A 21,259-nucleotide genomic window follows, 5' to 3' on the forward strand; every position below is an offset into this window, starting at 1 on the left:
TGACTGCGTTGGGACCACGAGGAGAGTTGACGGGACGCTATCGCGCTGGTTGCGCAACAGCAAGGACTGTAAAGTGGCGTGCGATATCCACCCCTAGCGGGGCGGTAAACCTGAGCGTTGATAGATCACAGGAAACCAATCTTCGCGCAGTGGCTGCCCTGGTTGCATATCATGGCCCGGAAACGGCGGTGACGTCGGCCCCGGCCGCTCTACATACCGCGCATCGTCCCCCACAAGGCGCAATGAAAACGCGCGGCGACGGGCCTTAGATGTGTTGCCACGCGCCCCGTGCAGGGTTGCATAGTTGAATGCGACGGCATCACCGGGCGCCATGGTCCATTCCTTAATGTCCATGCCTTCGGCATCGGGATCAGGCACCGGCATGTAGTCGTCTTCATTAGGGAAAAAGCTGGTATCTGCCAGCCACCGCTTTGGCAGAACCGGCTTGGGCCAGGCATGGCTGCCCGCCACGCAGCGCAGGCTGGCATCAGTGACCGAATCCATCGGGGACCAGAAGCTGACGTTTTGTGTGCCCTCAACAAAGTAATAGGGGCCGTCTTGATGCCAAGGGGTCGGCTTTGACGTGCCGGGTTCCTTGACCAGCACATGATCGTGGAACATTTGAACGCGGTCAGATTTCATCAGGTCTGCGGCAACCTCTGCGGCGGGCGAGCTTTCGATTACCTGCTGAAACTCAGGGATACGGGTCCAGTTGCAGTAGTCATCAAAGAACCGCCCCCCTTCGCCTTCCTTGAGGTTCTCGGCTGCGTAAGGGCCGGGTTCGTTCATGTTACGCTCGATCCCGTGGCGGAGCGTCTCCACATGGCCGGCGAACAGACCTTTGATCAGGACGACACCGTCCGCTTGGAAGGTATCAACATGCGCTTGCGTGATAAGTGGGTGCATGGCTATGGCGCTCCTTTTTTCGGTTCGTATGATCTTGCGGACCAGTTCCCAAGATGGCTTCTCTATCTCATGATGCGTTAAAGCACTGTTCGCATTTGATGGCCGGGCGCAAACACAATCCGTACTTTGGTCACCGCCTTGCTGCGGTTCCATGTCAGACGGTCAATGATGAACAAGGCCGCACCGGGCGCACAGCCCAAGGCCTGCGCTTCGCCCTCGGTTGCATTGGCGGCGGAAAATGCGATGTCGCCATGGGTGTAGGGTGCATGCCGGAGCAGCCATTCGTTGCTGCTGATCGCGTCAAATCGTTCCTCCGACGCCTCTGGCACGACCTCCAGATTGACCCACCGATCCTCTAGCGCATAGGGCTGTCCATCGGCCAGATGCAGCGCTTTGAGAAAGAGCATATCTGATGTGGTTGGCGCTTGCATGGCGGCACTCACTGCCATGGGGGGACGGGTGGTTGCGCGGTCGGTCAACTGGTGGTCGTACCGCTGGCCGCGTGCTTCGACGTCCATGCGAATGACAGAGATATCCAGCGTGGCCTTGGCAACGGGTTGTGCCGCGACGCGGGTGCCTGCCTTGCGGCGGCGGTCCAAAAGGCCGGTTTCGGCAAGGGTACGCAGCGCCCGGTTGACCGTGGCCCTTGAACAGCCGAACTCTTCGGCCAGATCAGCCTCATTGGGTATCAATGCGCCGGGTGTCCATTCGCGGGCGTGGATGCGGCGCAGAACCTCTTCCTGAACGCTTTGCCAACTGCGGAATTGGGGTTTGGTCAAATCGCGTCCTTCAGGTCGTGGATTGTGCGGCGGTAGGCGTCGGTGATCGCCGCACGGTGAATGTGTCTGCCGTTCTGTACCATGTGACGACCGGCGGACCAAACATCTGTCACGAGGCTGTCGTCGCCTGCAAATATCCAGCTGTCCAGCGCGGTGTCCTCACTGCGCCCAGCAAGGTGAACAGAGGTATCATCGAGGCTCATCAGATCCGCCCAGTGACCCGGCGTAATCGCTCCGGTTTGACGGCCCGTTGCCGCCGCACCTCCCGCCAGCATCGCATCGAACAACCGGCGTCCCGTGGCATGATCCGGTGTTGCAAAGGCCGCACGGCTGTTGTCGCGCAGACGCTGCGAGTACTCCAGCGTGCGCAGTTCCTCAGACAGGGCGATGCGGATGTTGCTGTCAGACCCAATTGCGATTTTACCATCGCTTGCCATCCAGCGGATACCGTCAAAGATGCCATCGCCAAGGCTGCTTTCGGTGATTGGGCACAGGCCCGCAACAGCGCCAGTTTGCGCAAGGCGCGTTGTTTCATCTGGCGTCATTTGCGTGCAATGGATCAGGCACCAGCGGGCATCCAGCCCCATGTGATCAAGCGCCCAGTCCACAGGCCGCGCGCCCCACTGCTGCTGCACCTCATCGACCTCGGGCAGTTGTTCAGCCAAATGCATATGGATCGGACCAGAAGGAAACAGCGTGCCATATGCGCGCAAATCATCCCGTGCCACGGCCCGCAGCGAATGGGGAGCCACACCGATGGCTGTATCCGCAGGGAGGGTCTGAAGCGTCTTCGCGGCCGCATCATGCAGCAACTGAAAGCGCTCAAGGTCATTGCCAAAACGCACCTGACCATCGGCCAGCCCGCGCCCATCGCATCCCCCAAACTGATAGTGGACAGGCAACAGGCACAGCCCGATCCCGGTCTGTGCTGCTGCAGCCGCGACCCGCTCTGAGGTTTCTGCCAGATTGTCATAGGGCACACCGCCGGGTTGATGGTGCAAGTAGTGGAATTCAGCATTCGTGGCATAACCCGCTTCGAGCATTTCCATCTGCACCAGCGCGGTGATCGCTTCGATATGCTTTGGCGTCAGTCGGTCCAAAAACCGGAACATCAATTGCCGCCATGTCCAGAACGTATCATTGGCATTGGGTCCGCGTGCCTCGGTCAGGCCAGCCATGGCGCGCTGGAACCCATGCGAATGCACATTGACCGGGGCAGGGAGCACGCAACCCCGCGTTTCACCCTGCTCAGGCGCATCTGGCGTGACCGTGCCGAGCCGCCCGTTTGCATCAATCTTTATCAAGACATTCTGCGCCCAACCCTGTGGTAGCAACGCGTGCCGTGCCCATATCTTTTTCATCATTGCCTTTGTTGACAGATTAATATGTATATACTTAATATTATTAAATACATGATTAATCAAGTGAGTCGCTTCGATGATTTTGACAAACGCAACCGTCGCGACGTTGACTGATCAGGACAGCTTTGGCCTGATCGCGGATGGGGCAATTGCGATAGAAGGCAACAGGATTGTCTGGGTCGGCGCAGCCAAGGACCTGCCAACACAGTACCAAAGCGATTTGGTGCAGGATGTTGCGCGCCGGTTGATCACACCAGCTTTGATCGACTGTCACAGTCATGTGGTCTTTGGCGGCAACCGCGCGGCAGAGTTCGAGCAGCGCCTGAACGGCGCCAGCTATGAAGAGATCGCCAAAGCAGGTGGCGGCATCGTTTCAACCGTAACCGCCACACGGGATGCAACCGAAGCAGAGCTGCTAAAAGAAGCATTGACCCGCGTTGACGCGATGATCGCCGAAGGAGTGACCCTGCTAGAGGTCAAGTCCGGCTATGGGCTGGACCGCGATACCGAACGCAAGATGCTGCGGGTGGCGCGGGCCATTGGCACCTGCCGTCCCATTCATGTGTGCACCAGCTTTCTGGGCGCGCATGCGGTGCCGCCCGAATATGCTGGTCGCCCGGAGGCCTATATTGACGAAGTTTGCATTCCGGCGCTGCAAGTCGCCAATGCGGAAGGGTTGGTTGATGCGGTGGATGGGTTTTGTGAAGGCATTGCTTTTGATGCTGCACAGATTGCCCGCGTTTTTGATGCGGCCCGTGCTTTGGGCCTGCCGGTCAAACTCCATGCAGAGCAACTGTCCAACATCGGCGGGACACAATTAGCCGCACGCTATGGCGCCTTGTCTGTGGATCATCTTGAATATGCTACTGACGCGGATGCTGCCGCACTGGCACAATCCGGGACCGTAGCGGTCATTCTGCCCGGTGCATTCTATACGCTGCGCGAAACGCAACTGCCGCCAATTGATGCCTTTCGCAAACATGGGGTTCCGATGGCCCTGGCCACCGATTGCAACCCCGGATCGTCACCGCTGACCTCGCTATTGCTGACGATGAACATGGGTTGCACGCTGTTTCGCATGACCCCGCTAGAAGCGCTGTTGGGCGTCACCCGCCATGCAGCGCAGGCGTTGGGCGCGACCGACCGTGGGTCAATCAAACCCGGTGCGCTGGCGGACCTGTGCATCTGGGACGCTGCCCACCCCGCAGAACTTTCTTACCGCATCGGGTTCAACCCTTTGCATTCACGCATTTTTCAAGGCGCACAATGACAATCACACTCATCCCCGGCACGGCGACATTGGCCCAACTTCACGATATCTGGCGAAATGAACGCGCTGCTGTGCTTGACCCTGCCGCACATGATGGGATCACCGCCGCGGCGGCCCTTGTCGCACAGGCAGCCGCAGGAGAGGACGCGATTTATGGCGTCAATACCGGCTTTGGCAAACTCGCCAGCGTCAAGATCGCAGCGCAGGACACAGCAACCCTGCAACGCAACCTGATCCTGTCGCATTGCTGCGGCGTGGGCGACCCGCTGGATGTTGCAACCACGCGGCTGATGATGGTGCTGAAACTGCTATCGCTCGGGCGTGGGGCGTCTGGTGTGGCGATGACAACGGTCAACTTGATCCAGAAGATGCTGGAAAAGGGTGTCACCCCTGTCATTCCCTCGCAGGGGTCAGTCGGTGCATCCGGTGATCTTGCCCCGTTGGCGCATATGGCGGCCACAATGATTGGCGAAGGCGAAGCGATGTTTGCGGGCGCGCGCATGCGCTCTGACGCTGCCATGGCGAAGGCGGGGCTTCACCCGATTGCACTTGGCCCGAAAGAAGGGCTCGCCCTGATCAATGGCACGCAGTTTTCAACCGCCTGTGCACTGGTTGGGCTTTGGGGGGCGTGGTCAAACGCGGCAGCCAGTGTCGTGACATGCGCGCTGTCAACTGATGCTATCATGGGCTCTACAGCGCCTTTGCAAGACGCCATCCATACATTGCGCGGCCATGCCGGCCAGATTGCAGTCGCACGGGCGCAGCGGGCCTTGATGGATGGGTCAGAAATCCGCGAAAGCCACCGCGAAGGCGACACCCGCGTGCAGGACCCATATTGCATCCGCTGCCAGCCGCAAGTCACTGGTGCCGCTATGGATTTGCTCCATTTCGCCGGGCGCACGCTAGAGGTCGAGGCGAACGCCGTTACCGACAACCCGCTTGTGCTGGTCGAGGATGGGTTGATCGTCTCGGGCGGGAATTTCCATGCAGAGCCAGTCGGCTTTGCCGCTGATCAGATTGCGATTGCTGTCTCTGAGATCGGGGCCATTGCACAGCGCCGCGTGGCCTTGATGGTTGATCCGACGCTATCCTTCGATTTGCCGCCGTTTCTGACGCCTGATCCCGGCCTCAACTCTGGCCTGATGATAGCCGAGGTCACAACGGCGGCGTTGATGAGCGAGAACAAGCATCTGGCAAATCCTTGCACCACCGACAGCACACCGACCTCTGCCAACCAAGAGGATCACGTGAGCATGGCCGCGCATGCCGCCCGGCGTCTGGCCAGAATGAACGCGAATCTGAATGTGATTTTGGGGGTTGAGGCGATTTGCGGGGCGCAGGGCATTGGCTTTCGGGCGCCACTGCAAACCAGCGCGAACCTAAAATCTGTCATCGACGTGATCCGGACCGAAGTGCCCGCATTGGCCGAAGATCGCTATATGGCCCCCACGCTGGAAAGTGCCGCAGAGATGATCGCGGATCAGCGCCTGATTGATGCTGTCGCTCTGCCCGGTTTTGTCAAAGGGCAAACCGCATGGTGACGCCGGTTGAAATACAGCAAGGCGATAGCCCGATCGTGCTGGGATTGCCGCACACAGGGACATTTGTGCCCGATGATGTTGCCGCCAAGTTGAATGCGACGGGTCGCGCGCTTGCCGATACAGACTGGCACATAGATCAGTTACATCAGGGGCTTGTGCCAGATATCACAACTGTCCGAGCCACCTTTCATCGCTATGTCATCGACGCCAATCGTGATCCCGAAGGTAACAGCCTTTATCCCGGGCAAAATACAACGGGCCTCGTGCCGCTGACTGACTTCGACGGTAAGGCGATTTGGGCCCAAGCGCCCACGGATGATGATGTGACCGCACGCCAGCAGACCTTCCATGCGCCCTATCATGCCGCCCTAAAGGCCGAGCTTGCACGGGTCCGCGCGCGCCATGGCGCAGCGATCCTTTACGACTGCCATTCCATCCGCTCGCAGATACCGTTTCTGTTCGACGGCACCCTGCCGGATTTCAACATTGGGACCAATCTGGGCACCACCTGCGATCCTATGATCGAACAGGCAGTGACGCAGCTCTGCGAACAGGCGCAGGGATACAGCACAACCAACAATGGCCGCTTCAAGGGCGGATGGACCACAAGGCACTACGGCCAGCCGTCCGACAACATCCATGCGATCCAGATGGAACTGGCCCAATCGACTTATCTGCGCAGCGAAGGGCCCCCTTGGCACTACGACACCGCCAAAGCGGATGCCGTCCGCGTGCATTTGACATCAATCCTGACACATCTTGCCGCACTTGCGCCACGTCTGAGAGGTTCAAAATGACCAACCCACGCCACAATACGCGCGACATCTTTCCGCCAACCGGACCTAAGATTTCAACCAAAAGCTGGCTGACCGAAGCGCCCATGCGAATGCTGATGAACAACCTGCATCCCGACGTTGCCGAAAACCCACATGAACTGGTGGTCTATGGTGGGATCGGACGTGCAGCGCGGACCTGGGAAGACTTTGACGCGATTGTCGCCAGCCTCAAGGACTTGAACGAAGATCAGACGCTTTTGGTGCAATCCGGCAAACCTGTCGGCGTATTCAAGACCCACAAAGACGCCCCGCGCGTCCTGATCGCAAATTCCAATCTGGTGCCGCATTGGGCCACTTGGGATCATTTCAACGAGCTCGATAAAATGGGCCTCGCGATGTACGGTCAGATGACCGCCGGGTCATGGATTTACATCGGCACCCAAGGGATCGTGCAAGGCACCTATGAAACCTTCATGGAGGCGGGCCGTCAGCACTATGATGGCAACCTCAAGGGGCGCTGGATCCTCACCGGGGGGCTTGGTGGTATGGGCGGCGCACAACCGCTGGCTGCTGTGATGGCTGGGGCCTGCTGTCTGGCCGTCGAATGTGACGAAATCCGCGCTGACTTCCGGCTGCGCACGCGCTATGTGGACGAAAAAACCGATAGCCTTGATGAAGCATTGGCCATGATTGACGCATGGACCAAGGCAGGCGAGGCAAAGTCGGTCGCTCTGATCGGCAATGCCGCCGACGTCTTTCCCGAACTGGTCAAGCGCGGCATCCGCCCTGATATCGTGACCGACCAGACCAGCGCGCATGACCCCATCCATGGGTATTTGCCACAAGGATGGAGCGTTGCGGAATGGCGTGCCAAGCAGGAAAGCGATCCTGCGGCGGTCGAAGCCGCGGCACGGGCATCCATGAAGATCCAAGTTGCAGCAATGGTTGATTTCTGGAACGCGGACGTGCCGACGCTGGATTATGGCAACAACATCCGGCAGGTGGCACTGGAAGAAGGGCTTGAGAACGCCTTTGCCTTTCCGGGATTTGTGCCTGCTTACATCCGCCCGCTGTTCTGTCGTGGCATCGGCCCATTCCGCTGGTGTGCCTTGTCTGGCGATCCTGAGGACATCTACAAAACCGATCAGAAGGTCAAAGAGCTGATCGATGATCCGCATCTGCACAACTGGCTTGATATGGCGCGCGAACGCATCGCGTTTCAGGGTCTGCCTGCACGGATTTGCTGGGTCGGTTTGGGGCTGCGGGATAAACTGGGTCTTGCCTTTAACGAGATGGTGCGCACGGGCGAGTTGAGCGCGCCAGTGGTGATCGGTCGCGACCATCTCGACAGCGGTTCGGTGGCCTCCCCAAACCGAGAGACAGAGGCAATGAAAGACGGCTCTGACGCAGTAAGCGATTGGCCACTTCTAAACGCCATGTTGAACGTGGCCGGTGGCGCCACATGGGTATCACTGCATCACGGCGGCGGTGTTGGCATGGGGTTCTCGCAGCATTCCGGGATGGTGATCTGTTGCGACGGGACCGAGGATGCAGACCGCCGCATTGCCAACGTCCTGTGGAACGATCCTGCGACAGGTGTCATGCGACACGCCGATGCAGGCTATGACATCGCGTTGGATTGCGCGCGCGAACAAGGGTTGGACTTGCCGGGCATTCTGAACAAGTGATGACGGCGGGCTGATGGATACGGCTCGCAGATTCTAAGTGCCACATCGCCAAACCACCGCTATCGTCCTTTCGTGAGGTTCAACAAAAGGACGATAGCATTTGTCAGAACGCATGATCCGGGGCGGGCGCAAGGCGCGATTGGCGAAACGCGCAGCCAAGCCTGCAGTTGATCCTTGCCCGCCGGGTCAGATCGGGGGCGCGTACAAGCCGCTGTCGGATGCCGACCTTAATGATATCTTTCAAACAACCCTGAGGCTGCTGGAAAACCTCGGTTTGGGTGAAGTCCCTGACAACCTGATGGCCGATCTGGTCAGGGCAGGGGCTGTTGACGACGGCGCAGGGCGGGTCTTGTTTCCCCCGGCGTTGGTGCGTCAGGCCATTGAAAGTGCGGCGAAAACCTTTGTTTTGCATGGGCGGGATGCGGCGCGTTCTATCGACGTGGGCGGCAACCGCGTCCACTTTGGCACCGGTGGTGCTGCGGTTCAGACTTTGGACTTGGACAGTCAGACCTATCGTCCGTCCACGCTGGCTGATCTGCACAATTTCACACGCCTGCAGGACACGTTGCAAAACGTCAGCTGGTACACCCGCTGCTGCATCGCCACGGACGTGCCGGACAACTATGATCTGGACATCAACACGGCCTATGCGCTGCTTGCCAATACAACAAAACCGACGGCCACAGCGTTCACCGTGGCCGAACACGTCGCCCCAATTGTTGAGATGCTCGATATCGCTGCGGGCGGACCCGGCGCATTCGCCAAGCGGCCCTTTATGAAGGCGCATATCAGCCCGATCATCTCGCCCATGCGGTTTGGCGAGGATGCGGTGGACGTGGTTTACGCATGCATCAAACACAACATCCCGATATCATGCATTACCGCTGCACAGGCCGGGGCGACAGCTCCCGCCACGCTTGCAGGGTTTCTGGCGCAATCGCTGGCCGAAACTTTGGCTAGCCTTGTGATGGTGCATGCGATCCATCCCGGATTTCCGATGGTGTTTTCAAACTGGCCGCTGGTGATTGATCTGCGAACAGGATCCTTTTCGGGGGGCAGTGGCGAAACGGCCGTGCTGAATGCCGCATCCGCGCAGCTGTCAAACTGGCTGGGCCTGCCATCGGGGGTTGCTTGTTCAATGACCGACGCCAAGGCGATTGACGCGCAATACGGGATGGAAAAGGGGCTGACATCGCTGGCGGCGGCATTGGCGGCGGGCAATCTGATCTATGAAAGCTCTGGCATGACGGCGTCTTTGCTTGGCGCAAGCTTTGAGGCCTTTGTGCTCGACGACGAAATGCATTCGCATACCTACCGCGCCTTGCGTGGTATTGAGGTGAGCGCGGACAACCTGGGTTATGACGCGATTGTTGAGGCCGTGCTGGGCGAGGGGCATTTTTTGGGCGGGCAGCACACTTATGCGGCGATGGAGCGGGATTACTTCTATCCCACGCTGGCTGACAGGGACGAGCCACGCACCTGGGCTGCAAATGGCGGAAAAGACGCGTGGAGCGTTGCCCATGACAAGGTGCGCGAGATTTTGCAGACGCATAACCCCACTTATCTGACGGCCGCACAAGACAAGGCGATCAGGCAACGGTTCAATATCCTGCACGGCTGACGCGGGCATCTTTGGTAGTGCGCTACAAACATTCAATAATGCAACCGGTTGCAAAAATGAATGAGATTGCTACAGTGTGAGTCGGAAAAGGGAATGGCCGAACCGTCTATGCTGCCGATTGCGATAAACCATATGACTGCCCCTGGGCTGACAGCGCGTCAGCTCATTGGTGCTGCAGCGCAGTTGGATTGCGTCGGTGTTGAGCTGCGCAATGATCTGGGCCGCGCATTATTTGAGGATGAAAACGCCAGCAGCATTGGTCGCGCCGCAGCAGCGAATGGCCAGCGTATACTGGCTTTGGCAGAGGTCAAAGCCTTCAACGAAAACCCTGCCGATAAGCAAGAGGCCGTCGAGGCGCTTGTTCTGACCGCTGCTGCCTGTAGCGCCGAAGGTGTGGTTTTGATCCCGCGTGTTGCCGATGATGTGATGCCGCGCAGCGCGCAACGCGACGCCTTGCGTGAAGCTCTGGCAGTCTTGCAACCGATTTTAGAAGAATACGGAAAAAAGGGGCTGATCGAGCCTTTGGGTTTCTGGAACAGCAGTTTGCGTTTCAAGGAAGATGTGGTTGCGGTTCTTGATGACTTGGGGCGCCCAGAGTGCTTTGCGATCATCCATGATACGTTTCACCACTTCCTGACCGGTGCCGATGAAATTTGCGCCGAGCTGACCGCCATTGTGCATATCTCTGGCGTCGCTGACCCCGCCCCGTCACCAAGCGAAATGACGGATGCGCATCGTGTTCTGGTCGATGCAGATGACCGGCTGGGCAATATTGACCAACTCAGAGCGCTCTATGGCGCAGGCTATGAAGGCCCGGCCTCGTTCGAGGCCTTCGCCCCCAAAATTCACCAAATGACAGACCCGACAGAAGCATTGTCGCAGTCTCTCGCATTCATCACGTCGCAACTGCTGGGCGCTCCGGCTGGGCGGGCGTGATGAAACAATCGCCTCAGACAGAGGTCCCGGTATCAATGAACCGTGCGCCGGGCACGATCCTTGGGAGGAAACCATGAAGAAGATCCTTTTGGCCGCTGGCCTTTCGACCCTGATGATGGGCACCACCGCGATGGCAGAGATGCAAATTGGCGTGTCGGTCGCGCGTTTTGACGACAACGGCCTGACTGTCATGCGCAATGGCATGACAGCTTTTGACGATGCAAGCGATGACGTCAGCCTGCAAATGGAAGACGCGACCGATGATGTGGCCAAGCAGCTTGACCAGATCAACAACTTCATCGCATCTGGCGTTGATGCGATCATCGTGAACGCCGTTGACACAAACGCAACCGAGGCGATGTCAAACGCGGCAGCCGCTGCTGGCGTGCCACTGGTTTACGTCAACCGCCAGCCTGTCAACATGGACACACTGCCAGACGGTCAGGCGTTTGTTGCATCCAACGAGATTGAGTCCGGTACGCTGGCTGCATTCCAGATGTGTCGTCAGCTGCGCGCTGAAGGCAAAGCCGGCGGTGCGCGCGCCTATGTTCTGGTGGGTCAACTGTCGAACCAAGCCGCTGTTCAACGCACAAAAGACTTCCATGACGTGATCGGCATGGACATGTGTAACTTCATCACCATCATTGATGAGCAGACAGCCAACTGGTCCCGCGACGAAGCCAACGACCTGATGACAAACTGGCTTTCGTCTGGTGACGAATTCGATGCCGTCTTTGGCAACAACGACGAGATGGCACTGGGTGCAATTCAGGCGATGAAAGCGTCGGGCATTTCCATGGACGACGTTGTCGTTGGTGGCGTTGATGCGACATCTGATGCGCTGCTGGCAATGTCCGCTGGCGACATGGACGTGACAGTGTTCCAGGACCTTGCAGGTCAGGGTGCCGGATCCATCGAAACAGCGATCGCGCTGGCGAATGGTGACGATGTCGACAAGACTGTGTTCATCCCATTCAAGTTGGTGACACCAGACAACCTTTCGGACTTCACGCAGTAAGCTTGTAAGATAACAACACGCAACAGGGGCGGGTGACTGCCCCTGTTGCACAACACAAAACACGCCCAAGGGAGGGATCTGGCAGATGTCAGAAAATAGTGATGGTGTCGGCGGTCTGACGTTCGACAAATCAAAACGTCAGTGGCCAAACGAGCTTAACGTGTTCGGGGCACTTATCCTGATCATTATTGTTTTCGAAGTGCTGGGTGCGATCTTTGTGGGCCAAAGCCTGCTGTTTGACACCAACGACCGCTTTGACAGTATTTTCAACGAGGCGCGCCTGCGCATCATTATCATTCAGGTGGCCATTATCGGGATCATCGCTCTTGGCGTGACCCAAGTGATCATCACGGCGGGGATTGACCTGTCGTCAGGCTCGGTGGTGGGGGCCACGGCCATGATCGCGATGAGTTTCGCACAGGTTGCCACCGTGAACGGTAGCCCAAACCCTAAGGCGATCTTTGGCGAATGGGCGCTTGATCTGCCTTGGATCATTCCCGTTTTTGTGGGGCTAAGCGTGGGTTTCATTGCCGGAATGGTGAATGGTATTCTGGTCGCCTATTCACGTATCCCACCTTTCATTGCAACGCTTGGGATGATGCTGTTTGCACGCGGCGTCGCGCAGTGGTGGTCGCTGGGCAACCCAGTGTCCTTCCCGACCGAAGCCTATACAAAGATTGGCGCAGGTATGATGCCTGTGATCATCTTCCTGTCGCTGGCTGTGCTGTTTCACTTCATCATGAACTACACCGTCTACGGCAAACACACCTATGCCATCGGATCAAACGAACAGGCCGCGCGGATGTCGGGTATCAACGTGCCGCGACACCTAGTGCTCGTCTATGTGATTGCAGGGATGCTGGCCGGGCTGGCCGCCGTTATCCTGACGTCTAAGAACTTGACGGCACAGTCGGGCATGGGCCTGACCTACGAACTCGAAGCCATTGCGATGGCTGTGATCGGGGGCGTGTCGCTCTTTGGGGGGCGTGGGTCCATCATCGGAACCGTGATTGGTGCATTGATCATCGGTGTGATCACCTCTGGCTTTACCTTCCTGCGCCTTGGTGCGTTCTATCAGGAAATGGTTCTGGGCATGATCATCGTCGGTGCGGTCGCACTTGACCAATGGCAACAACAACGTGCTGCGGCACGGGCATAAGGGGACCTGAACAATGTCAGATATCATTCTGGAAACCAAAGGCCTGACCAAACACTATGGTGGTGTGCATGCACTTGAGGACGCTGATTTTACCCTCAAGCATGGTGAGCACGTGGCGATCATGGGCGACAACGGGGCGGGGAAATCCACCTTCGTGCGCCAGATCACGGGTGTAGAACAACGCACACGTGGAACAGTTACCTTTAACGGAGAAGAAGTTAGTTTTGCGGGACCACTCGATGCCCGCGAGGCGGGAATCGAAACCGTGTTCCAAACGCTCGCATTGGCCGATGACCTGAACGTGCCGGACAACCTGTTTCTGGGGCGGGAAAAGACGATGTGGAACTGGCTCGGCCCGTTTCGCCGTCTGGACTATAAATCGATGCGCGAGGATACGATGGCCGGTCTGGTCAAGACCGGCGTGAAGATCCCCAATATTCGTAACACCATCGCCAATATGTCAGGTGGTCAGCGTCAATGTGTGGCAATCGCCCGCACAGCGACCTTCGCGTCGAAACTGACCATCATGGACGAACCGACAGCCGCCCTCGGTGTGCAAGAGACCGCACAGGTCGAAAACATCATTCGCACGCTCAAAGATCAGGGCGAAAGCCTGATCCTAGTGTCGCACAACATGCGGCAGGTGTTCGATCTGGTGGACCGTATCATCGTGTTCCGTCGGGGCCGTATTGTGGCCAACCTCAATAAAGAGGATACCGACGGGCAGGACGTCGTGGCATACATCACCGGCGCAAAAACCGGAGCAGAATATGAAGGCGCCGCCTGATCGGCCAAAACCGAAGTTCTTCGATCTGGCGGTCCCGTTCTTTCTGCCGATGTGGCGCAGGGTGGTGACCGCCGTTGTTCCCATTTTGTGGTCGACCGTCGAATTAGCGGGCGGAGAGGCGTTCTGGGCCTTGATCTTTTTTGCCCTAGGCGTCACGGCAATATGGAAGTTCTACACAGCGGATTGGGCGGCAGTGGCCGCCCAGGCCGAAGAGGACGCAAGAGGAGGCGGTTAGAGTGGCGGTGACGCTGAAAGATGTGGCAAAACGCGCGGGTGTTTCCCGCTCTGCTGTGTCGCGCACCTATACCGAAGGCGCATCCGTCTCCGAGAAAACCCGCGCCAAGGTTGAAAAGGCGGCCAATGCGCTGGGCTACAGTCCCAATGCATTGGCGTCGTCGCTGACAACCGGACGAACCAAGCTGATTGGGCTTGTCTCGAACAACTTCCATAACCCGATTTTTCTTGAAGTCTTTGACCTTTTTACCAAAGGCCTGCAGGCGCGCGGCCTGCGCCCGCTGCTGGTCAATCTGACGGATGAGGTGAACCCCGAAAACTCCATCCGCATGCTGCGCGCTTATTCGGTCGATGGTGTCATCGTGGCCTCATCCACATTGCCCGCGACATTTGCCGAAGGGTTCAAGGATGCGGGCGTGCCCGTGGTGCATTCCTTTGGCCGTCAATCCGCCACCCCCAAGGTCAACGTGCTGGGCATCGACAATATCGAGGCAGGGCGTCTGGCCGGACAGACATTGATCGATCGCGGCTATCGCCGCGTCGCGTTTTTGGGTGGCCCGAAAACGGCGACCTCGACCCAGGACCGCTTTGCCGGTTTTGAAGAGGTTATTGGCAAATCCGATGTGGAAGTGACCTTTAGCTACGCCAGCAACTATTCCTTTGATGCAGGCCGTGCGGAGATGCAGCGCTTGCTGCAAGACACCCCGGCAGAGGCCTATTTCTGCGGTGACGATGTGCTGTCCATCGGCGCACTTTCGGCGATCGAAGATGCTGGGCTGAACGTGCCGCAGGATATTGGGATTATTGGGTTGAATGATATGGAGATGGCAGGCTGGGCCAACATCAACCTAACGACGATCCGCAACCCTGTGGAACAGATTATCGCCTCATCAATTGAGCTGATTGAGGCCTCATTGAAAGACGACAGCCGCTACCCCGAGGCGCGGCTGTTTGCCTGTACGATTGTGGAAAGGGGTACGCTGCGGCCCCTGCCGTAAGGTGGGTTTAAACCCACCTTACCGAAACATCGGTGGCCGTGCGTCCAGCCACTTACCCTCGGCTTTGCCGGACTCAGCCACCGCATACACAGCCGCCATCGATCGCAACCCATCCTCTGCGCGCGGATAAAGGTTTGCTGCCGGATCCATCGTGCGGCCGTCCTTGCGAGCGCCAATCGCCTCGGCCAGGTCGCAATAGATGTTGGCAAACGCCAGTGGCATGCCTTCGGCATGGCCGATGGTCACGCGGCTTGTCCGATCCGCTTCGGGCGATAGGTTCGCCTCACCGCGTTCAATCACCTGCAAGCGTTCGCCCAGCGGCATATAGTAAAGCTGATTGGGCTGCTCTTGCGACCAACGCAGCCCGCCGGTTTCGCCAAACACCTGAATGCCCAACCCATGCTGCCGTCCAATGGCGACAGAGCTTGTCCAGAGCCGCCCCACAGCGCCGCCGTCCATGCGAAAGTTCACCATCGCGTCGTCTTCCAACGTGCGCACATCAATGCAAGACACAGTGTCGGCGGACAGCTTCGTCACTTCCTGTCCGGTCACAAAGCTGGCCATATGCATGGCATGGATGCCGCAATCAGCGAATTGCGCCGACACACCCGCCTGTGCCGGATCATAACGCCAGCGTACACGCGGGTTATCTGCGTCTGTCGCATCTGCATGGTGGCCATGGGCGAATTCTGCATTGACCAGACGGACCTTGCCGATATCGCCACGGGCGATCATCGCTTTCATATGGCGCACCAGTGAATAGCCAGAATAGCCATAATTCACCGCGCAAATATTGCCGGTTTTCTTGGCGATCTCGACGATCTCTTGGCCTTCTTCAACAGTCATCGTCATCGGTTTTTCACAAAGCACATGAAAGCCGTTTTCAAGGAAAGCCTTGGTGATCTCAAAATGGGTGGAGTTCGGCGTGGCCACGGTCACCAGATCGACCCGGTCGTCGCGCTTTTTCTCACCCTCAAGCATATCCTGCCAGCCGCCATACGCCCGGTCGCCCAGTCCCAGCCGCTGACCATAGTCGATGCCGTATTCCGGGCGGTGATCCAGTGCGCCTGCGCTGAATTCAAACAGGCTGTCCAGTCCCGCGCCTAACCTGTGTGCCGGTCCAATTTGGCTGCCTTCGCCGCCGCCGATCATGCCCCATTTTAGTTTTGTCATGGTCTTTGTCTTTCGTAAGGGGGCTTAAAAGCCGATGGATTCAAGATATTGCCGATTGCTTTGCGCGTCTTCCAAGGGCGTGCCGGGCAGGGATGGGTCGCAGTCTTGCTCGACCGTACACCAGCCTTCGAAACCTGCATCCAACAGCACTTGGCGCACCGCGGGAAAATCCACATCACCCTGACCAAGGTTGCAGAAAATCCCTTGACCGCAGGCTTTGTAGAAATCGGTGCGCTTTGCGACGACATCTGCCTTCACCGCAGGATCGATATCCTTAAAGTGCATATAGCTGATCCGGTCGATATGTCGTTTCATAAACGCCACAGGATCATACCCCGCATAAGAGTGGTGCCCAGTGTCGAAACAGATCTTTAGGATGCTTTCGTCCACCTCGTCCAGCAGACGCTCCAGCTCTGGTTCAAAATCGACAAAGCCTGCGGCATGAGCATGCATGCCAACGGTCAGCCCGTATTCTTCGGTACCCATTTTCGCGATGGTCGCAATGCGGTCGCGGAAGGCTGTCCATTCGGCGGTGTCCATCTGTTCTGCCTCATCGGCGCGGCCTGCGGTAGGGGCACGGCGGGGCGAGATGCTGTCGATCAGAACAAGGTGCTGTGCGCCGTGGGCAACCAGTGCTTCACAGGTCCGCTTGGAGGCGTCGACAACTTCGTCCCATTTGGCGGCGTCATGGAACGGGCGAAAGACTACACCACCGATGATGTTGAGGTCATTCTTGGCCAGTTCGTCTCGTAGGATTGCAGGGTCTTCGGGCATGTAGCCGATGGGCCCCAGTTCGATCCCCTTATAGCCGGCACCCGCGCATTGGCTTAGCACCGACTGCCACGTGGGGTAGGCAGGGTCAGAGGCAAATTCGATACCCCAAGAGCAGGGAGCGTTCCCGATTTTAATCATGGTTGTTGCTTTCATTTAGTAGTCCGCAACTGTGACCCAGGCCTTTTTGTCGCTTGAGTCCAGTGCTGCGGTGACGATGCGGTTGACTTCGAGGCCCTCTGCAAAGGTGGGCCAGATGTTGGTTTTTGTGGCGATAGCGGTCAGGAAATCCTTGGCTTCGATGATGATCTGATCCTGATAGCCGGTGCCATGGCCGGGGCCTTGGCAGAACGGTAGATAGTCGGGGTGGGCGGGGCCAGTCAGGATTTTGCGAAAGCCGCGTTCGGCCTCGGGTCCGTCCATTGTGTAAAGATGCAGGGCGTTCTGATCTTCCTGATCAAAGCGGATCGCCCCCTTGGTGCCGTGGATTTCATAGGCATAGCCCATTTTGCGCCCTGTCGCCACGCGACTGAAGAACAGATGCCCCTGTGCGCCATTTTCAAAACGGCACATCATCTGTGCCTGATCATCATTGGTCACCGTTTCAGTGCCGCGTTTGGCGTGCACAGTTTCGACCTGCGCGCAAAGCGCTGTGATCGGCCCGATCAGCGCCCGTGCGCCATTGATCATATGCGGGGCAAGGTCGCCCATGGTGCCATTGGACACCCCCTGCGTGCGCCACGTGCCGGGCAGGGCCGGATCGGCCAGAAAATCCTCGGTGTGTTCGCCGCGAAAATAGGTGACATCACCGATCCGGCCTTCTGCAACCAACTGGCAGGCATATTGCGAGGCAGGCGTGCGGATGTAGTTGAAACCTACCATATTGATGGCGCCGCTTTCGGTCGCTGCCGCATGCATGGCGATGGAATCAGCCAGCGTGGCCCCCAGTGGTTTCTCGCAGAACACAGGCTTGCCCAACGCAAAGGCTGCCAGCGCGATCTTTCGGTGCGTGTTTTGTGGAGAGGCGATCACCACGGCGTCGACCTTGGGATCGTTCACCAAAGCCTGCCAGTCGGCGGTGCCGCGCGCGAATCCAAAGGCGTCCCTGTACTTGGCCGCCGAAGCCTCGGACGAGGCACAGACCATTTCCAGACGCGGGCGCAAAGCGGTGTCAAAAAGCGTGGCCACTGATCCATAAGCCGCCGCATGGGCCTTGCCCATATAGCCGCCACCAACGATCCCGATGCCAATTTCTGCCATGTTGCGCGCTCCTCCAAAAACCGGTTGCAACCGGTTGCAATTTTGGTATCGTTCTTTTAGGCCTAAGGTCAATATCCAATCGTGACCAAAGCACAATTCGTGCGATTGAGGGGGAATCATGGGGCAAGCCCAGCAGACCGTGACGCTGACAACGGCGCAGGCCATCGTGCGCTATCTGTCGAACCAGTGGATCGTTGTGAATGGCGAAGAACGCCGTCTATGCGGTGGCGGTTTCGGCATCTTTGGCCATGGCAATGTAACCTGTCTGGGTGAGGCGCTTTTTGAACACCGTGCTGAACTGCCGCTTTACCGTGGCCAGAATGAGCAGGGGATGGGCTTTGCTGCCGCGGCCTATGCCAAGACATGGCTACGCCGCCGCTTTATGTTCTGTACGGCCTCTGCGGGGCCGGGCACTGCGAACTTGTTGACCGCTGCCGCACTTGCCCATGCCAACCGCCTGCCAATGCTGATGCTGTGCGGCGATGCCTTTCTGACGCGCCTGCCGGACCCGGTGTTGCAGCAGTTGGAGCACTATGGAAACCCTACCTTCGGGGTGAATGACGCCTTCAAAGCGGTCAGCCGCTATTGGGACCGGATCACGCATCCCGCCCAGATCATTCAATCCTTGCCCGCCGCCTTGGCCACGATGCTGGACCCCGCCGATTGCGGCCCCGCTTTTGTCGGTCTGCCGCAGGATGTGCAGGGGTGGACCTATGAATATCCCGTCAGCTTCTTTGAAAAGCGGGTGCATCGCATTCGCCGTCAGGCGCCGGACACTGTCGAGGTGGCCGAGGCCGTATCACTGCTCAAAGATGCCAAGCGTCCTATGATCATTGCGGGCGGTGGCGTGCAATATTCCGGCGCTGTGGCAGAACTGACCGCCTTTGCCGAAGGCGCGGGCATCCCCGTGGTTGAGACCATCGCAGGCCGCGCCAATATGGTGCATGACCATCCGCTGAACATCGGGCCGATTGGTGTGACCGGATCGGATTCGGCGAATACCATCGCGGAGCAGGCCGATGTGATTTTGGCCGTCGGCACGCGCTTGCAGGATTTCACGACCGGGTCTTGGACTGCTTTTGCGCATGATGCCAAGATTATCGGCCTGAACGCCGCACGCCACGATGCGGCCAAGCATATGTCAGCCACCGTGGTGGGCGACGCGATGCTGGGGCTGGAGGCGTTGACCGCTGGCATGGAAGAGCACAAAACATCCAATGCGTGGACCGCCAAGGCGCAGGCCGAGCGCGCGAAATGGAACAACTACGTGGCCGAGAATACGCGGGTGGGCAATGGGCCTGCTTCCTATGCGCAGGCCATTGGCGAAGTGAACCGCCTGTGTGACACCGGTGACCGTGTGGTCGCGGCGGCGGGTGGCTTGCCTGCAGAGGTCACGGCGAACTGGAAAACGCTTGATATCGGCACGGTTGATGTGGAATTCGGCTTTTCCTGCATGGGCTATGAGATTGCAGGTGGCTGGGGTGCGCGGATCGCGCAAGCACAGATGGAGCCGGAGCAGGATACTATCGTCTTTACTGGCGATGGGTCATATCTTTTGATGAACTCCGACATCTATTCTTCTGTTCTGACAGAGAAAAAATTGATCGTTATGGTGCTCGACAACGGCGGCTTTGCCGTCATCAACAAGCTGCAAAACAACACGGGCAACGAAAGCTTCAACAACCTGATCGCGGATACGCCAACGGCGACTTCGCAAGTCGGTGTCGATTTTGAGGCGCATGCACGCGCGATGGGCGCTGAGGCGGAAACGGTCAGCTCTCCTGCGGAGTTGGAGGCGGCATTCCTGCGCGCCAAGGCGGCGGACCGGACTTATGTGATCTGTATGAAGGTCGATCCATACGAGGGCTGGACAACCGAAGGCCACACCTGGTGGGAGGTCGGCACCCCGCATGTCACCACATCCGACAGGGTGCGTGAGGCCCATGCCGATTGGGAATCCTCGCGCCACAAACAGCGGAAAGGTGTGTGATGTCCGCGCTGATTGACGGCATCGCCAAGAATAACTTTGTCGTTGTCGGACGGGCCGGCATTGATTTCTTTACCGATGCAGGTGTCGCCGTCGAAGACGCCGAAACCGTGACCGTGGGCCTTGGTGGCTCATCCGCCAATATAGCAGCAGGCATTTGCAAGCTGGGCGGGCAGGCGTCTCTGGTCACCCGCGTGTCAGGTGACAGTGTGGGCAGTTACTGCGTGGGGCAGTTGAAGCGCTATGGCGTAGGCACCGAATATGTGACGCCTGTGGGGGGCGAATACCGCAATTCTCTGGCGTTCTACGAAAGCCGGGTCGCGGGGCACCGCAATGTAATCTACCGCAACGGTGCAGCGGATTTCCAGATGGACGCAGACGATGTGGCGGCAGTTGATTATGGCAAATTCGGCGCGCTGATCACTGCAGGTACCGTCTTTGCAGCAGAGCCTTCGCGCAGTGCGACCTTTGACGCATTCGCGCGCGCCAAGGCTGCTGGCTTGCCGATCATCTTTGATGTGGATTATCGCCCGTATTCATGGCCCTCGCCGCAGGTTGCCGAAGACGTGCTAAGCCGTGCCGCGGCCCAATCGGATATGATTGTGGGCAATGATGAAGAGTTCGGCTTTATGGCCGGTGGCATCGACAAAGGCCTTGCCAAGGCACGCGCGCTGGCCGCAGACACTGCCACGATTGTCGTCTATAAGATGGGCGAGAAAGGTGCAGTGACCTTTGCAGGCGGCGAAGAGATCCACACTGGTATCTGGCCGGTTGAGGCGCTCAAACCCACAGGGGCAGGTGACAGCTTTATGGCGGGCATGGTGACCGGACTGGCCGAGGGGCAGGATTTACGCGCGGCGATCCTGCGCGGCTCTGCCTGTGCATCTGTCACTGTGTCACGCCCCGGCTGCGCGCCTGCCATGGCGGATACACCAACATTGAACACTTTCATGGCCGAACACCCCGGCCCGACCGATGCTTAAGAGGAACCGAA

General features: G+C 58.3%; 19 protein-coding genes. 13 read left to right on the forward strand and 6 right to left on the reverse strand.

The window, feature by feature from the left end:
* Nucleotides 1-93 precede the first annotated feature (93 nt).
* The 3 genes from DHN10_RS12855 to DHN10_RS12865 form a co-directional block, all read right to left on the reverse strand.
* A complete protein-coding gene (locus tag DHN10_RS12855; protein WP_108815756.1) occupies nucleotides 94-906 on the reverse strand; it encodes a phytanoyl-CoA dioxygenase family protein in 813 nt (270 codons plus the stop codon).
* Nucleotides 907-983: 77 nt separating this feature from the next.
* Nucleotides 984-1,685 carry a GntR family transcriptional regulator gene (locus DHN10_RS12860; RefSeq protein WP_108815757.1) on the reverse strand — a complete coding sequence of 234 codons (702 nt, stop codon included), beginning with the start codon at nucleotides 1,683-1,685 and terminating at the stop codon, nucleotides 984-986.
* Complete coding sequence (locus DHN10_RS12865) at nucleotides 1,682-3,046, reverse strand: formimidoylglutamate deiminase (protein WP_108816059.1); 1,365 nt, start codon at nucleotides 3,044-3,046, stop codon at nucleotides 1,682-1,684. The genes DHN10_RS12860 and DHN10_RS12865 overlap by 4 nt, the downstream gene beginning before the upstream one ends.
* A 76-nt stretch (nucleotides 3,047-3,122) precedes the next feature.
* Between DHN10_RS12865 and hutI the strand changes: the two genes are divergently transcribed.
* The 11 genes from hutI (at nucleotide 3,123) to DHN10_RS12920 (ending at nucleotide 15,074) form a co-directional block, all read left to right on the forward strand.
* Nucleotides 3,123-4,316, forward strand: a complete 1,194-nt coding sequence (hutI, locus tag DHN10_RS12870) for an imidazolonepropionase (RefSeq protein WP_108815758.1) — start codon at nucleotides 3,123-3,125, stop codon at nucleotides 4,314-4,316.
* On the forward strand, nucleotides 4,313-5,857 hold the full coding sequence (gene hutH, locus DHN10_RS12875; protein WP_108815759.1) for a histidine ammonia-lyase: 1,545 nt from the start codon (nucleotides 4,313-4,315) through the stop codon (nucleotides 5,855-5,857). The genes hutI and hutH overlap by 4 nt, the downstream gene beginning before the upstream one ends.
* The gene (hutG, locus tag DHN10_RS12880) at nucleotides 5,854-6,654 is read left to right on the forward strand and encodes an N-formylglutamate deformylase (protein WP_199910684.1); all 801 of its coding nucleotides are present in this window, start codon (nucleotides 5,854-5,856) and stop codon (nucleotides 6,652-6,654) included. The genes hutH and hutG overlap by 4 nt, the downstream gene beginning before the upstream one ends.
* A complete protein-coding gene (hutU, locus tag DHN10_RS12885) occupies nucleotides 6,651-8,321 on the forward strand; it encodes a urocanate hydratase (RefSeq protein WP_108815761.1) in 1,671 nt (556 codons plus the stop codon). The genes hutG and hutU overlap by 4 nt, the downstream gene beginning before the upstream one ends.
* A 100-nt stretch (nucleotides 8,322-8,421) precedes the next feature.
* Entirely contained in the window at nucleotides 8,422-9,942 is a 1,521-nt protein-coding gene (locus DHN10_RS12890; protein WP_441338183.1) for a trimethylamine methyltransferase family protein, read from the forward strand.
* Between the two features lie 93 nt (nucleotides 9,943-10,035).
* Nucleotides 10,036-10,878 carry a TIM barrel protein gene (locus DHN10_RS12895; RefSeq protein ID WP_159086995.1) on the forward strand — a complete coding sequence of 281 codons (843 nt, stop codon included), beginning with the start codon at nucleotides 10,036-10,038 and terminating at the stop codon, nucleotides 10,876-10,878.
* Between the two features lie 73 nt (nucleotides 10,879-10,951).
* On the forward strand, nucleotides 10,952-11,896 hold the full coding sequence (locus DHN10_RS12900) for a substrate-binding domain-containing protein (protein WP_108815764.1): 945 nt from the start codon (nucleotides 10,952-10,954) through the stop codon (nucleotides 11,894-11,896).
* Between the two features lie 85 nt (nucleotides 11,897-11,981).
* Complete coding sequence (locus DHN10_RS12905; protein WP_108815765.1) at nucleotides 11,982-13,055, forward strand: ABC transporter permease; 1,074 nt, start codon at nucleotides 11,982-11,984, stop codon at nucleotides 13,053-13,055.
* A gap of 13 nt (nucleotides 13,056-13,068) precedes the next feature.
* On the forward strand, nucleotides 13,069-13,842 hold the full coding sequence (locus DHN10_RS12910) for an ATP-binding cassette domain-containing protein (protein WP_108815766.1): 774 nt from the start codon (nucleotides 13,069-13,071) through the stop codon (nucleotides 13,840-13,842).
* Complete coding sequence (locus tag DHN10_RS12915; protein ID WP_108815767.1) at nucleotides 13,826-14,077, forward strand: hypothetical protein; 252 nt, start codon at nucleotides 13,826-13,828, stop codon at nucleotides 14,075-14,077. Before DHN10_RS12910 ends, DHN10_RS12915 begins: the two co-directional genes overlap by 17 nt.
* A 1-nt stretch (nucleotide 14,078) precedes the next feature.
* Nucleotides 14,079-15,074, forward strand: coding sequence for a LacI family DNA-binding transcriptional regulator (locus tag DHN10_RS12920; RefSeq protein ID WP_108815768.1), 996 nt, complete (start codon nucleotides 14,079-14,081; stop codon nucleotides 15,072-15,074).
* An 18-nt stretch (nucleotides 15,075-15,092) separates the two neighbouring features.
* Here the strand turns inward: DHN10_RS12920 and DHN10_RS12925 are convergent, their stop codons facing one another.
* The 3 genes from DHN10_RS12925 to DHN10_RS12935 are packed head-to-tail and all read right to left on the reverse strand — an operon-like array spanning nucleotide 15,093 to nucleotide 18,278.
* Nucleotides 15,093-16,247 (reverse strand): Gfo/Idh/MocA family protein, encoded by a 1,155-nt coding sequence (locus DHN10_RS12925; protein ID WP_108815769.1) that lies wholly within the window; start codon nucleotides 16,245-16,247, stop codon nucleotides 15,093-15,095.
* A gap of 24 nt (nucleotides 16,248-16,271) precedes the next feature.
* Nucleotides 16,272-17,174 carry a sugar phosphate isomerase/epimerase family protein gene (locus tag DHN10_RS12930; RefSeq protein WP_234417126.1) on the reverse strand — a complete coding sequence of 301 codons (903 nt, stop codon included), beginning with the start codon at nucleotides 17,172-17,174 and terminating at the stop codon, nucleotides 16,272-16,274.
* A complete protein-coding gene (locus DHN10_RS12935; protein ID WP_108815770.1) occupies nucleotides 17,175-18,278 on the reverse strand; it encodes a Gfo/Idh/MocA family protein in 1,104 nt (367 codons plus the stop codon).
* Nucleotides 18,279-18,396: 118 nt separating this feature from the next.
* Here DHN10_RS12935 and iolD point away from each other — a divergent pair, with 118 nt between their 5' ends.
* Both iolD and DHN10_RS12945 read left to right on the forward strand, forming a co-directional pair.
* Nucleotides 18,397-20,268 (forward strand): 3D-(3,5/4)-trihydroxycyclohexane-1,2-dione acylhydrolase (decyclizing), encoded by a 1,872-nt coding sequence (gene iolD, locus DHN10_RS12940; RefSeq protein WP_108815771.1) that lies wholly within the window; start codon nucleotides 18,397-18,399, stop codon nucleotides 20,266-20,268.
* Nucleotides 20,268-21,248 carry a PfkB family carbohydrate kinase gene (locus tag DHN10_RS12945; protein WP_108815772.1) on the forward strand — a complete coding sequence of 327 codons (981 nt, stop codon included), beginning with the start codon at nucleotides 20,268-20,270 and terminating at the stop codon, nucleotides 21,246-21,248. Before iolD ends, DHN10_RS12945 begins: the two co-directional genes overlap by 1 nt.
* Nucleotides 21,249-21,259 lie beyond the last annotated feature (11 nt).

Source organism: Loktanella sp. Alg231-35, assembly GCF_900143545.1.
GTDB lineage: Bacteria > Pseudomonadota > Alphaproteobacteria > Rhodobacterales > Rhodobacteraceae > Yoonia.

Excerpts from the sequence above, each read along its gene's own strand:
- DHN10_RS12915 (WP_108815767.1), top strand. The coding sequence starts at position 13,826 with ATGAAGGCGCCGCCTGATCGGCCAAAACCGAAGTTCTTCGATCTGGCG.
- DHN10_RS12865 (WP_108816059.1), bottom strand. The coding sequence starts at position 3,046 with ATGAAAAAGATATGGGCACGGCACGCGTTGCTACCACAGGGTTGGGCG.
- DHN10_RS12900 (WP_108815764.1), top strand. The coding sequence starts at position 10,952 with ATGAAGAAGATCCTTTTGGCCGCTGGCCTTTCGACCCTGATGATGGGC.
- DHN10_RS12945 (WP_108815772.1), top strand. The coding sequence starts at position 20,268 with ATGTCCGCGCTGATTGACGGCATCGCCAAGAATAACTTTGTCGTTGTC.
- DHN10_RS12855 (WP_108815756.1), bottom strand. The coding sequence starts at position 906 with ATGCACCCACTTATCACGCAAGCGCATGTTGATACCTTCCAAGCGGAC.
- DHN10_RS12930 (WP_234417126.1), bottom strand. The coding sequence starts at position 17,174 with ATGAAAGCAACAACCATGATTAAAATCGGGAACGCTCCCTGCTCTTGG.
- DHN10_RS12905 (WP_108815765.1), top strand. The coding sequence starts at position 11,982 with ATGTCAGAAAATAGTGATGGTGTCGGCGGTCTGACGTTCGACAAATCA.
- DHN10_RS12925 (WP_108815769.1), bottom strand. The coding sequence starts at position 16,247 with ATGACAAAACTAAAATGGGGCATGATCGGCGGCGGCGAAGGCAGCCAA.
- hutU (WP_108815761.1), top strand. The coding sequence starts at position 6,651 with ATGACCAACCCACGCCACAATACGCGCGACATCTTTCCGCCAACCGGA.
- hutI (WP_108815758.1), top strand. The coding sequence starts at position 3,123 with ATGATTTTGACAAACGCAACCGTCGCGACGTTGACTGATCAGGACAGC.
- DHN10_RS12935 (WP_108815770.1), bottom strand. The coding sequence starts at position 18,278 with ATGGCAGAAATTGGCATCGGGATCGTTGGTGGCGGCTATATGGGCAAG.
- hutH (WP_108815759.1), top strand. The coding sequence starts at position 4,313 with ATGACAATCACACTCATCCCCGGCACGGCGACATTGGCCCAACTTCAC.
- DHN10_RS12910 (WP_108815766.1), top strand. The coding sequence starts at position 13,069 with ATGTCAGATATCATTCTGGAAACCAAAGGCCTGACCAAACACTATGGT.
- iolD (WP_108815771.1), top strand. The coding sequence starts at position 18,397 with ATGGGGCAAGCCCAGCAGACCGTGACGCTGACAACGGCGCAGGCCATC.
- DHN10_RS12895 (WP_159086995.1), top strand. The coding sequence starts at position 10,036 with ATGGCCGAACCGTCTATGCTGCCGATTGCGATAAACCATATGACTGCC.